14 protein-coding genes and 3 tRNA genes are annotated in these 11,857 nt (G+C 60.6%); 4 read left to right on the top strand and 13 right to left on the bottom strand.

Annotated elements, in window-relative coordinates; genetic code table 11:
- Positions 1-8 precede the first annotated feature (8 nt).
- The 9 genes from RHE_RS08225 to RHE_RS08185 form a co-directional block, all read right to left on the bottom strand.
- Positions 9-1,166 (bottom strand): NADH-quinone oxidoreductase subunit E, encoded by a 1,158-nt coding sequence (locus tag RHE_RS08225; RefSeq protein ID WP_011424927.1) that lies wholly within the window; start codon positions 1,164-1,166, stop codon positions 9-11.
- A gap of 16 nt (positions 1,167-1,182) precedes the next feature.
- Positions 1,183-1,455, bottom strand: coding sequence for a hypothetical protein (locus tag RHE_RS08220; RefSeq protein WP_011424926.1), 273 nt, complete (start codon positions 1,453-1,455; stop codon positions 1,183-1,185).
- A complete protein-coding gene (locus tag RHE_RS08215) occupies positions 1,455-2,645 on the bottom strand; it encodes an NADH-quinone oxidoreductase subunit D (protein WP_011424925.1) in 1,191 nt (396 codons plus the stop codon). The genes RHE_RS08220 and RHE_RS08215 overlap by 1 nt, the downstream gene beginning before the upstream one ends.
- A gap of 59 nt (positions 2,646-2,704) precedes the next feature.
- Complete coding sequence (locus tag RHE_RS08210; protein WP_011424924.1) at positions 2,705-3,091, bottom strand: four helix bundle protein; 387 nt, start codon at positions 3,089-3,091, stop codon at positions 2,705-2,707.
- 46 nt (positions 3,092-3,137) lie between these two features.
- Positions 3,138-3,740: an NADH-quinone oxidoreductase subunit C gene (locus RHE_RS08205; RefSeq protein ID WP_011424923.1), complete on the bottom strand. Its 603-nt coding sequence runs from the start codon at positions 3,738-3,740 to the stop codon at positions 3,138-3,140.
- Between the two features lie 18 nt (positions 3,741-3,758).
- Positions 3,759-4,343, bottom strand: a complete 585-nt coding sequence (locus RHE_RS08200) for a NuoB/complex I 20 kDa subunit family protein (protein WP_008521904.1) — start codon at positions 4,341-4,343, stop codon at positions 3,759-3,761.
- Positions 4,334-4,699: an NADH-quinone oxidoreductase subunit A gene (locus tag RHE_RS08195; protein WP_007626195.1), complete on the bottom strand. Its 366-nt coding sequence runs from the start codon at positions 4,697-4,699 to the stop codon at positions 4,334-4,336. The genes RHE_RS08200 and RHE_RS08195 overlap by 10 nt, the downstream gene beginning before the upstream one ends.
- Positions 4,700-4,946: 247 nt before the next feature.
- Positions 4,947-5,023 (bottom strand) — tRNA-Asp (locus RHE_RS08190).
- 51 nt (positions 5,024-5,074) lie between these two features.
- Positions 5,075-5,151 (bottom strand) — tRNA-Asp (locus RHE_RS08185).
- 414 nt (positions 5,152-5,565) lie between these two features.
- Between RHE_RS08185 and RHE_RS08180 the strand changes: the two genes are divergently transcribed.
- Both RHE_RS08180 and RHE_RS34960 read left to right on the top strand, forming a co-directional pair.
- Positions 5,566-5,641 (top strand) — tRNA-Val (locus RHE_RS08180).
- Positions 5,642-5,924: 283 nt separating this feature from the next.
- The gene (locus tag RHE_RS34960) at positions 5,925-6,137 is read left to right on the top strand and encodes a hypothetical protein (RefSeq protein WP_041678617.1); all 213 of its coding nucleotides are present in this window, start codon (positions 5,925-5,927) and stop codon (positions 6,135-6,137) included.
- A gap of 57 nt (positions 6,138-6,194) precedes the next feature.
- Here the strand turns inward: RHE_RS34960 and RHE_RS08170 are convergent, their stop codons facing one another.
- A complete protein-coding gene (locus RHE_RS08170; protein ID WP_011424921.1) occupies positions 6,195-6,743 on the bottom strand; it encodes a glutathione peroxidase in 549 nt (182 codons plus the stop codon).
- Positions 6,744-6,871: 128 nt separating this feature from the next.
- Positions 6,872-7,234 (bottom strand): hypothetical protein, encoded by a 363-nt coding sequence (locus RHE_RS08165; protein ID WP_011424920.1) that lies wholly within the window; start codon positions 7,232-7,234, stop codon positions 6,872-6,874.
- Between the two features lie 165 nt (positions 7,235-7,399).
- On the opposite strand from RHE_RS08165, the gene RHE_RS08160 reads away from it, so the two are divergent.
- Entirely contained in the window at positions 7,400-8,005 is a 606-nt protein-coding gene (locus RHE_RS08160) for a class I SAM-dependent methyltransferase (protein ID WP_010009373.1), read from the top strand.
- Between the two features lie 5 nt (positions 8,006-8,010).
- On the opposite strand, the gene RHE_RS08155 is transcribed toward RHE_RS08160, so the two are convergent.
- Positions 8,011-8,412 carry a (R)-mandelonitrile lyase gene (locus tag RHE_RS08155; RefSeq protein ID WP_020920998.1) on the bottom strand — a complete coding sequence of 134 codons (402 nt, stop codon included), beginning with the start codon at positions 8,410-8,412 and terminating at the stop codon, positions 8,011-8,013.
- Between the two features lie 145 nt (positions 8,413-8,557).
- Between RHE_RS08155 and RHE_RS08150 the strand changes: the two genes are divergently transcribed.
- Positions 8,558-9,544 carry an aldo/keto reductase gene (locus tag RHE_RS08150; RefSeq protein WP_011424917.1) on the top strand — a complete coding sequence of 329 codons (987 nt, stop codon included), beginning with the start codon at positions 8,558-8,560 and terminating at the stop codon, positions 9,542-9,544.
- A gap of 109 nt (positions 9,545-9,653) precedes the next feature.
- On the opposite strand, the gene RHE_RS08145 is transcribed toward RHE_RS08150, so the two are convergent.
- A complete protein-coding gene (locus RHE_RS08145; protein WP_011424916.1) occupies positions 9,654-11,852 on the bottom strand; it encodes an esterase-like activity of phytase family protein in 2,199 nt (732 codons plus the stop codon).
- Positions 11,853-11,857: the final 5 nt, after the last annotated feature.

The following is an 11,857-nucleotide window of genomic DNA, read 5'->3' as shown; positions in this document are numbered from 1 at the left end:
TTCACCTCTTACCGCGGCTTCTTGCCGAAGACCTTGATATATTCCGCTTCGCCGCCCTTGGCGAGCGCCTTGGCCTGCTTGACCCAGTCGTCGCGCTCAATGCGGCCGCGGAAGTTCAGGTAGCCGTCGACCCATTCGCGTTCGGCCTTCTTCCAGCTCGCGACCTGCGCGAAGGTGAAGATGCCGATTTCGTTCAGCGTCGCCTCGATCTTCGGGCCGACGCCGGAGATCATCTTCAGATCATCCGGCGCGGCGGGCTTTTCGATGCCGGACGGGCGATTCTTGTCCGTCAGGCTGGGCTTCGCCGCCGCGGCTTCGGCCTTGACGGCCGGGGCCGACTCGGCAGCCGCGGTGCCGGAAACCGGCTGTTCCTGAGCTGCCTTGGCGTTCTTCGCCGCAGCCTTCGGCGCCGTTGCCGGCGTCTTCAGGGCCGCATTGGTCTCGGCATCGGTGCTCTTCGGGCGGGCGGCCTCGGAGGGCGGAACCGGAGCGGCGTCAACCGGAGCCGATAGGCTTTCGGCATCAGCCTTCTTGGCGCGTGTCCTTGCCTTCGGCTCTTCCGTCGTCAGCGAGGTCGGGCCGCCTTCCGGTGCGGAGAATATCCGATCGATCTGGGTGCCCGGCTTGATGCTCGCGCCATTGCCGGCGGCGAAGGTATCGATGATCTCTTCGAGACGGGCGGGCGTCAGATCCTCATAGGTGTCCTTGCCGATCATCACCATCGGGGCGTTGACGCAAGCGCCAAGACATTCGACCTCTTCCCAGGAGAGCGTGCCTTCGGCATTGCGCTCGAAAGGATGGGAATGGATCTTGCTCTTGCAGACCGACATCAGCGCTTCCGAGCCGCGCAGCATGCAGGGTGTGGTGCCGCAGACCTGGACATGGGCGCGCGTGCCGACAGGATGCAGCTGGAACTGCGTATAGAAGGTCGCGACTTCGAGCACTCTGATATAGGCCATGTCAAGCATGTCGGCGATCTTTTCGATCGCCGCGCGCGTGACCCAGCCGTCCTGTTCCTGCGCCCGCATCAGCAGCGGAATGACCGCCGACTGCTGGCGGCCGGCGGGGTATTTCTGGATCGTCTTGTCCGCCCAGACCGCGTTTTCATCGCTGAAAGCGAATGCGGCAGGCTGAAATTGATCTTCGGCTAATCGACGAACGGACATTCTTCCTCACGCCTTGTCAGTTTAGGGTTCCACACCGCGAAGCGGTCAAAGACTGCATTTCGCAGGCATAGGCAGACTGGTCTTTCTGCATAAATACGACGAATTTGCTGCCGTTCGGAACGGCGGCCTTGATCTGATAGCCCTTGGACAAAAGCTCGCCCATGGACGCTTGCGCCGCCGGCGGCGTCACTTCCTTATGGCCCAACGGCGTGCCGAGGGTGTCGGCCTCCTGGGCCGAAACCCCGGATGCCGCAAGAAGAATTGCGACGGCCAGCGGCAGAAGCTGCATCAGCGGTCCACCTCGCCGAAGACGATATCGAGTGAGCCAAGCACAGCTGCGACGTCGGCAAGCTGGTGGCCGCGGCACATGAAGTCCATTGCCTGCAGATGGGCGTAACCCGGAGCGCGGATCTTGCAGCGATACGGCTTGTTCGAGCCATCGGAGACAAGATAGACGCCGAACTCGCCCTTCGGCGCCTCGACGGCGGTATAAACCTCGCCGGCAGGCACGTGGTAGCCTTCGGTGTAGAGCTTGAAATGGTGGATCAGCGCTTCCATCGAGCGCTTCATCTCACCTCGCTTCGGCGGCACGACCTTGCCGTCGATCGACGAGAAAGGACCGGTCCTGGCATCCGAGAGCAGGCGATTGACACACTGCTTCATGATGCGCACCGATTGGCGCATCTCGATCATGCGGATCAGGTAACGGTCGTAATTGTCACCGTTCTTGCCGATCGGGATGTCGAATTCGAGATCGGAATAACATTCGTAAGGCTGGGCGCGACGCAGGTCCCAGGCCGCGCCCGAACCGCGCACCATGACGCCGGAGAAGCCCCAGGCCCAGCAATCTTCCAGAGAGACGACGCCGATATCGACGTTGCGCTGCTTGAAGATACGGTTGCCGGTCAAAAGATCGTCGATGTCATCGAGCGCCTTCAGGAAGGGATCGCACCAGTCGCCGATGTCCTGCACAAGCTTTTCCGGCAGATCCTGGTGGACGCCGCCCGGACGGAAATAGGCGGCATGCATGCGCGAGCCGCTGGCGCGTTCATAGAACACCATCAGCTTTTCACGCTCTTCGAAGCCCCAGAGCGGCGGCGTCAGCGCACCGACGTCCATGGCCTGCGTCGTGACGTTCAAGAGATGCGAGAGGATGCGGCCGATCTCCGAATAGAGCACGCGGATCAGCTGGCCGCGGATCGGGATCTGGATGCCGAGCAGTTTTTCGACGGCCAGCGCGTAGGCATGCTCCTGGTTCATCGGCGCGACATAATCGAGGCGATCGAAATAGGGCACCGCCTGAAGATAGGTCTTGGTTTCGATCAGCTTCTCGGTGCCGCGGTGCAGGAGGCCGATATGCGGATCGACCCGCTCCACAATTTCGCCGTCAAGCTCCAGGACAAGACGAAGAACGCCATGCGCCGCCGGATGCTGCGGTCCGAAATTGATGTTGAAGTTGCGGACGTTATGTTCGGTCATTTGCAAGCGCTCCGCTATTGCAGGCATTAGCCAGTGGGCAATAGGCAATAGTGTCGTTTTCAGTTCTCACGTTCGTTCTGTCCATCCTGCAGGCGGCGAATGAGCGACCGCAGCATCTTTGCTACCTCGGTGATCAAGGAATGCGCCAACTGGGTCTGCGACACCGTGGTCATTCCGACTCGCGCCGAAAGTATCAGATGCGTTTCCAACTCCTTCAGGGACCCTTGAGCAATTTTCAAATGGTGCACATACGCACCTGTTGCCTCGCGTCCGTAACCTTCCGCTATGTTTGCCGCGATGGACGCCGCTGAACGTCTTACCTGGGAGGTGAGGCCATAAATTTCCTCTTTCGGAAATTCTTTGGTCAGGCCGTAACATTCAACCGCAAGATCCATTGAGCGCTGCCACACCGTAAGATCCTGATAGGAATTAATCGCCGTTGCCATTCTCCCTTATCACTACTGCCTGCTGGCTTCTGCCTAATCCCTAAAACTACTGCTTCGCCTTCTCATCGCCGGGCAGCACGTATTCGGTGCCTTCCCAGGGCGACATAAAATCGAAGTTGCGGAATTCCTGCTTCAGTTCGACCGGCTCGTACACGACACGTTTGGCCGCGTCGTCGTAGCGGACCTCGACGAAACCGGTCGTCGGAAAGTCCTTGCGCAGCGGGTGGCCTTCGAAGCCGTAGTCGGTCAGGATGCGGCGCAGGTCCGGGTGGCCGGTGAAGAGTACGCCGTACATGTCCCAGGTTTCGCGCTCGAACCAGTCGGCGCCTGGATAAACGGCGCAGGCGGAGGGAACCGGCGTATCCTCGTCCGTTGCGACCTTGACGCGGATGCGCAGGTTCTTCTTCGGCGACAGCAGGTGATAGACGACGTCGAAACGCAGCTCGCGCTGTGGCCAGTCGACACCGCAAATATCGATCATGTTGACGAAACCGCATTTGGCGTCGTCGCGCAGGAAGGTCAAAAGCGCGATCAGGTTTTCACCCGTCGCCGTCAGCGTCAGCTCGCCATACTTCAGCTGCGATGCGGCGATCAGGTTGCCGCGCGCTTCGCCAAGGTAAGACGCAAGCTCAGTCAGGGCTTCACTCATATGCCTTGTCCTTAACCCTTAGCGTTCGATCGTGCCGGTGCGCCGGATCTTCTTCTGCAGCAGAAGCACGCCGTAGAGCAGCGCCTCTGCCGTGGGGGGACAGCCCGGCACGTAGATGTCGATCGGCACGACGCGGTCGCAGCCGCGCACCACGGAATAGGAATAGTGGTAGTAGCCGCCTCCATTGGCGCAGGAGCCCATCGAGATGACATAACGCGGCTCAGGCATCTGGTCGTAAACCTTGCGCAGGGCGGGCGCCATCTTGTTGGTCAGCGTGCCGGCGACGATCATCACATCGGACTGGCGCGGTGAGGCGCGCGGCGCAAAACCGAAGCGCTCGACGTCGTAACGCGGCATCGACAGCTGCATCATTTCGACAGCGCAGCAGGCAAGACCGAAGGTCATCCACATCAGCGAGCCGGTGCGCGCCCAGTTGATCAGCTCGTCGGTCGAGGTGACGAGGAAACCCTTGTCGGCGAGCTCGTTGTTGATCTCGCCGAAGAATGCGTCATTGCTGCCGATCGGCTTGCCGGTCGAGGGATCGATGATCCCCTTCGGCTGCTGGGCGACGAGCGGCTGATTGCTCACAGGGGTCACTCCCATTCCAGGGCTCCCTTTTTCCATTCATAGATAAAGCCGATGGTCAGCACGAAGAGGAAGACCATCATGGACCAGAAGCCGAACCAGCCGATGGCGCCGAAGGAAACGGCCCAAGGGAAGAGGAAGGCGACCTCGAGGTCGAAGATGATGAAGAGGATCGACACGAGATAGAAGCGGATGTCGAACTTCATGCGGGCGTCGTCGAAGGCGTTGAAACCGCATTCGTAAGCCGAGAGCTTTTCCGAATCGGGCGCTTTGAAAGCCACGGCGAACGGCGCAATGAGCAGCGCCAGGCCGATGACAAGCGCAATGGCGATAAAGATAGCGATCGGAATATAGGAACTGAGCAGTTCAGTCATCATGTTCATCCTTGCTTGCCGGAGGCGCCAGGCGGCGCATTTGGGCAATTGCCCGGCAAGCGAACGTGCGTTGCAACAAGCCGTGGTTAGCGCAGCCGAAGCCCCGGCGCAAGACTTTTACAGAGGCAATTCGACGCGTCGCGCGCGGACATTATCAAGCAGATGCAACGATGTCGCGACAAATCCGCAGAAGTCGATTCAAGCTGCATGCCTGACCCCTGGAAACTGCATGGCTTTCGGAAGAGAATGGCGCGAGTGACGGGGCTCGAACCCGCGACCTCCGGCGTGACAGGCCGGCACTCTAACCGACTGAGCTACACCCGCGCATAGTGGACGGAAGAACCGGACGGCGGCGATCTGACGCCTGCTTTGAAATGGCGCGAGTGACGGGGCTCGAACCCGCGACCTCCGGCGTGACAGGCCGGCACTCTAACCGACTGAGCTACACCCGCACTTCATTTCAAGCAATCCGGATGCCTTCGCACCCTCACCAAAACGGCTGCCCGTTTCGATGAGCGGCTAACTACGGGGTTCGCCTTTTAGTGTCAAGCAGGTTTGGAGACAAAACCATGACAGTCGTTGAATTGTTTCGGCAACGACCATGCGGCGAGAATGAAAAGCCGGTGATTCCGTTTCCCGGAGGCTGCACCGACGCCCGATGGAAGCCGGCGGCACGGCCAAACCGTACAGGCAGGCGCTCTTCCCCTCCCCTTTATCCACAGCCTGGCCGCCCGGATCGACATTGCAAGGCGCCAGAGCGCCGCCAAAAAAATCAAAAAATCTTCACAAACACTCTTGCGGTTTTGCCGCGATCCGCATAGATCACGGCCACCAACGCAGCAGGCCGATACGGCTTCGCCAGCGATGGGCGATTAGCTCAGTTGGTAGAGCGCCTCGTTTACACCGAGGATGTCGGGAGTTCGAGTCTCTCATCGCCCACCATTTCTTCCTTTCAAGCGTTAAATACCAAAGTAATGCCACGGGCTCACAGACCGAGGCCCGGCCCTTTTCCATCACGATATTCAAGGCGGCATTCGTCATATGCCCGCTTAGCAAGGCGCCACCCCGGCAGCTGCCGTCTAAAGCCGTCACTCCATCAAAACGGAGTACTCTTGCCGCCAAACCACCTCCTATTAGGCGAATGGATGCGGGCCGGCCAAAGTGGGAGTATTCGTCGCCGGAAAGTCTCCGCGCTTGAAGGTCTCCCATGCCTGGAGGGTGTGCCATGAGGACTCTCAGCTCCGCATTGACGCTGTGCATCGCGATTGCCGTTGGGGCGCCGAGCGCCACATATGTCAGTCTGCCCGGATACGCATTCAAGACGAATCCGAACTGTCAGCGCCACGAACCAAAGACCAAATTCGACAGAAGATGCGACTGGCCGAGATTGGGCTTCAAGGACTTTACGCCGCCGCTGGTGACCGTGCTTGGGATCTGAGCCCAAGCAGCGTCTTTGCATATCATCGCGACCGGACGCGCCGGCAGTGGGAGGTGTTCATCCCTTCGCCAGTTCTCTGTCCACCGCTGAAACCAGCCGCGGATCATCCGCCGTCACATCAGGTGCGAATCGGGCGACGATTTCGCCGTCGCGGCCGATCAGGAACTTTTCGAAGTTCCAGAGGATGTCGTCCTCGTCGCCGCCTGATATGCCGTGGGCTTTCAGGCGTTCGCGCATCGGGCCGTCGCCGGTGGTCGTCACGCCCGATTTGGTCAGTTGCCGGTAGAGCGGGTGCTGGGCCTCGCCCTTGACCGAAATCTTCGAGAAGATCGGGAAGGTAACGTCGTAGGTGGAAGTGCAGAAATCGAGGATCTCGGCATCGGTGCCGGGTTCCTGGCCCTTGAAGTCGTTGGCGGGGAAAGCGGCGATGACGAAGCCGCGCTCGCGCTTTTCCCCATAGAGCTTTTCAAGCCCCTCATATTGCGGCGTGAGCCCGCATTTCGAGGCGACGTTGACGATCAGAAGCACCCTGCCCTTGTATTCGTTCAGCGTGGTTGGTCGACCATCCACCGTCTTGACCGGAATATCCAGCACATTGCCCGTCATAGGAACCTCCAATTGGCAAGGATCGTTCCGGGAGCTTAGCGATATCGCCGCCATTGTCATCAGGGTGAAGGATCAACCTCGACGTCAGTATCCCCGGCGTCGCCGTTTGGCGACACCGGGAAAGCCCGTCAGGCGGGCGAGGTTTCCCTTACGTCATCGAGCAGGAAATGCACGACGAGGTAATCCGTCTTGTAGTGGCGACCGCTGTCCGAGACGGATTCGACGCTGCCGCCATCTTTGGGATGCCAGCGATGATAATGGGGGTTGGTGGTGATGAGCGTGATGGCCTTGCCAGCGAAAGGTCCCTCGCCCAAGCGGAAGCGCATCTCGGCGAGTGGCCAGATTCGCTCGTAATCTTCCATGGCGATGCGCGCCTTCAGCGCTTTCCGGTGCAGCGGCTCGCCGGCGCCGGGCTCGGCGGACGATTCCAGCATCACTTCTTCAGCACCGGCAATGATGGCATTGAACTCTTCGGGCCACATCCGTCTCATGAAGTCGCTCCTCCCAGGGCTCTTTCGTCAGTTCGACAGGCGAAACTTAACGTTTTGTCTGAAAGAAGCAAATTCTTGTCATGCCGTTGTCATCCGCGTCGGCTGCTCCTACGTTCCCCTCGAACCGCATCAGGGCCGTCAGCCGCCCCAATCCCGAGATCAGAAATGAAGACACGTGAAGAAAGGCAGGCGCTCAGGGCCAGCATGCCGCGCACGCCGCTCAGCGCCCACCACATGGAAAATGCCCGGCTGCTGCCGGATCGCGGCGAGCTGCTCTACCGGATCCCGAACGGCGGGATCGGCGTCGAAGTGGGAGCAGCCTTCGGCGAATATACGGCGGAGATTCTGGAAAAGAACCGCCCGGCGCAGCTCTACCTCATCGATCCCTGGTCAATGGACCGCTACAGCTCCGGCCTCGATTCTATCCACACGCAGTTCGCGGCCGAGATCGCAGCCGGGCGGCTGCATCTGATGCAGGGCACCTCGCTCGAAAAGCTGGCCGAGTTCGAGGACGATTTTCTCGACTGGGCCTACATCGATACCGACCATTCCTTCGAGCTCACCTGGCAGGAGCTCCTGCTCTGCGAAAAGAAGGTGAAGCGGACGGGGCGCATTGCCGGTCACGATTTCTGCACCGGCAATACGGTCAAGCCGATCGTCTATGGGGTCGTCGAGGCGGTTACGAAATTCTGCAAGGATTATGGCTGGCAATTCGAATTCCTGACGGTCGAATCGCACGCGCATTTTTCCTATTGCCTGAAGCGGCTCTGATCCGCTCACGCCTTGCCGGCATATTGTTCGTCACTGACATGCTCCATCCAGTCGACATGGCTGCCGTCCAACGCTTCATGAATGGCGATATGGGTCATCGCCGTGTCCGGGGCAGCACCATGCCAATGTTTCTCGCCAGGCTCGAACCAGACGGTGTCGCCGGCGCGGATTTCGCGGATTTCCTCGCCCCAGCTCTGGGCAAGGCCCTTGCCCGAGGTGACGATCAGCGTCTGGCCGAGCGGATGCGTATGCCACGCCGTGCGGGCACCCGGTTCGAAGGTGACGGAGGTCGCCCGCACCCGGGCGGGCGACGGCGGCTCGATCAGCGGGTCCTGGCGGACGGCGCCGGTAAAATAATCGGCCGGCGGTTTCATTGAGGGGCGGGAGCCGGCGGGTTTGATCTCCATGATCGTTCCTTTTCTATTCCATTGCGGTTGAAGCTTTGTAACCTGACGATATTTCATCGAGACGACCGATCAAGGCCGGATCGCTAATTGCCGCATAGCCGCCCGGCTGGTAGGCCAATATCTTTCATCACCTGGAGAATTTCTCATGAAACACCATGCTTTCGGTCGCATGCCCTTCACCGTCACCAATGTCGGCTTCGGCGCCTGGCAGATCGGCGGCTCCTGGGGCGATATCAGCGAAGCGGACGGGCGGGCGGCGCTGAATGCCGCGCTCGATGCCGGCATGACGTTCATCGACACGGCGGATGTTTACGGCGACGGCCGCTCGGAAAAGATCATTGCCGATGTCCTGAAGACGCGCGGCGGCGAGCGTCCGATGGTCGCAACCAAGGCAGGCCGCCGCCTCAACCCACATGTCGCGGAAGGCTATACCAAGGCCAATCTCGACGGCTTCATCGACCGCAGCCTCAGAAACCTCGCTGTCGAGAGTCTTGATCTCGTGCAGTTGCACTGCCCGCCGCGCGAGGTGCTTTACCAGCCTGAGGTCTTCGAAGGTCTCGAGGCGCTGCAGAGCGCTGGCAAGATCAAGGGTTACGGCGTCAGCGTCGAAAAGGTCGAGGACGGGCTGAAGGCGATCGAATATCCAGGCGTCGTCAGCATTCAGATCATCTACAACATCTTTCGCCAGCGCCCCGACCATCTGTTCTTCCAAGAGGCGCGGCGCAGGAACGTGGCGATCATCGCCCGCGTGCCGTTGGCAAGTGGTCTTCTCTCCGGCAAGATCAGCCGCGAGACGCAGTTTGCCAGCGACGATCATCGCAATTTCAACCGCCACGGCGAAGCCTTCGATGTCGGCGAGACCTTTGCCGGCGTACCTTTCGAGGTCGGGCTGCAGGCGGTCGAGGAAGTGCGCAAGCTGGTGCCGGCCGGCGCCACCATGGCCGCCTTCGCGCTGCGCTGGATCCTGATGAGCGATGCGGTCACCGTCGTCATCCCAGGCGCCCGCAATGCCGAACAGGCGAGAGCCAATGCGGCCGCCGCCGATCTCGCACCGCTCTCGGCCGATGTCATGGCGGCGACGCGTGTGATCTACGAGCGGCTGATCGCGCCGCATGTGCATCAGCGCTGGTAGGGCTTACCCCCAACCCCTGTCCACAAGGGGTCCCTTGTGGGCAGGGGTCTTCTAACAACGGAGGCCGGGCTTTCACCCGGCCTCTTCATTATGTGCCGTCTATCCTGACTCAGTTCGTGGCACTCAGCTCGACCGGGAAGAACAAGGTCTCGCCGGAAGAGTCGCTCACACCGTCATTGTCGGTGACGGCGTAAGGCTTGCCCGAGGCATCGAAGGTGAAGCCCTCGAGCTTGTCGAGCACATAGCCGTTGGTCGCCGTCTTCAGTTCGCCGAGGAAGTCGTGCGCTTCGGTCTTCTTGACGACCGGCAGTTCGCCCCCGAGCTTGGCGGGCTTCAATTCCGAAATCGCCACCTTGTAGAGCTTCTTCAACTTGGCGGCGTCGCCGACCAGGTTGTCGCGCTCGATGATGTAGACGCTGTCGCCGTGGGCCGAGATCTCAGACAAACCAACCCAGCCGCTTTCCGTCTTGTCGAGCGGATAGCGCACCGCGCCCCATTCCTTCTTCTTCGGATTGTAGGAGACGAGCTTGACGAAGCCCTTCTCGTCATCGCCCCACTCGCGCTGAACGGCCATCCACAGCGTGGCATCATCGCCGGTGCCGATAATGGTGACGCCTTCGAAGCCAAAGCGGATTTCGTTGGCGGTAAGCTCCTTCGGCAGGGCAATCTCGGCCCTGATGTCGCCCTTAGCATTAACGTTGTAGAGGGCGTGCGGGACGAGGCGTTCGCTATAGCCTTCCGAGGCGAGCCAGAAGGAGCCGTCGGCGGCCGCTGCGATGCCTTCAATGTCGAGCTTCTGGGCGGGGGCGCCGTCACGCTTGACGACCAACCTGTCGGTAATGACGGCCGGCTTCTTGGTTGCGTCGATCGTATAGATCGTCGGCTGCGAGCCCAGAACGCTGTCGCTGACGGCGTAGAGCATGCCCGGTTTGCCGGGCACGGCGGCAAGACCCGAAAGCGCTGCGAAACCGATCGGATTGCCGTCCTTCTCGGCCGAGACGATCTGCGGATAGGCTTTTTCGCCTTCCGAACGTTCGTAGATCATCACATGCGAGCGCACCCCGCCGTCCTTGCCGAGATCGAGTTCATTTGCGGTCGCAAAGAGATTGCGTGCAGGGATGGCGACCCCGCCCTCCGGCGAAATGCCCGACGGCAGAAGCTGCACAAGTTCGGGATCGGCGCCGGTGTCCTTATAGACGCCGACGACCGAAGCGCGCTCTGCGAGCAGGAAGAAATATTGGTCATCGCCGAACTTGGCGGCTTCAAGGCCTTCCGGCTCGACGCCCTTCGATTCCGAACGGCTTTCCGGATAGTGGCCGATATGGGCGACGGCGCGTTCGAAGGATGCGCCCGATTCGTAGAGAAGCTTGCCCGTCTTGTCGAAGATGGTGAAGCCGCGCGACCCACCGTGGTAATCGCCTTCATTGGCGACGACGAGGCGGTTGTCGTCCAGCCACTTCACGGCATCAGGCTCGCGCAGCACCCCCTTGGATTCGCCGGTGAATTTCAGGGCGCCGTCCCGCTTGGTGTCGATGCCGGTGAGATCGACGCTGCCGGCGGAGAAATGCGTCTTCACCTCAGCCGTATTGGCGTCGATGATGACGATCTCGTTGTTTTCCTGCAGCGTCAGGGCAATCTCGTTCAGCCCGTTGAAGGCGACGAATTCCGGCTCCGGATCCTCGGGGACAACGCCGGCGAGATCGGTCAGCGTCACGTGCTTGATGCTGCCGCAATCGACTGCGCCGTTCTTGACCCGGAAAACGACGAGGTCGCCGGCCGGCATCTGCGGGATATTGCCGTCATTGACGTCTTCGTCGCGCTCGTCTTCGATCGCGATGGTGCCGAGCGTCTTGTCCTTGTTGAGGGCGATGGAATCCGGCTGGCCGCCGAGATCGCAGGTGTTCTCGATCTTTTTCGTCGCTACGTCGACGATTGCGAGGCGGCCGGAGGGCCTGGCCTTGCTTTCGGAGGTATTGACGGCAACCAGCGCCTTACCGGCGCTCGAGGTGACCGATGTTGGCTCGCCATCCATCATCAGCGCGCCGCCGGATTTTGGGGCCTTGGCGTCGGTGATGTCGATGAAGCCGATCGCACCGAGCGGGCTGTCGCTATAGATCAGGGTGTTGCCGTCGTCGGTCGCGGTGATGATTTCTGCGGATGTCTGCGACAGCTTGTCCTTGTCACCAGGCAGGTTCTCAGCGACCGGGAAAGAGGCGATGCGGTTGAAAACCGGCTCGGCCGCAGCCGGGACGGCGACGGATGCGAGAAGCACGGCAGCGAGTGCTGCCTTGCGGGATGAAATTGTCATGAAAC

Source organism: Rhizobium etli CFN 42, from assembly GCF_000092045.1.
GTDB classification, from domain to species: domain Bacteria; phylum Pseudomonadota; class Alphaproteobacteria; order Rhizobiales; family Rhizobiaceae; genus Rhizobium; species Rhizobium etli.
Note: the sequence above shows the minus strand (reverse complement) of the source record. Positions and strands in the feature narration are given on the sequence as shown.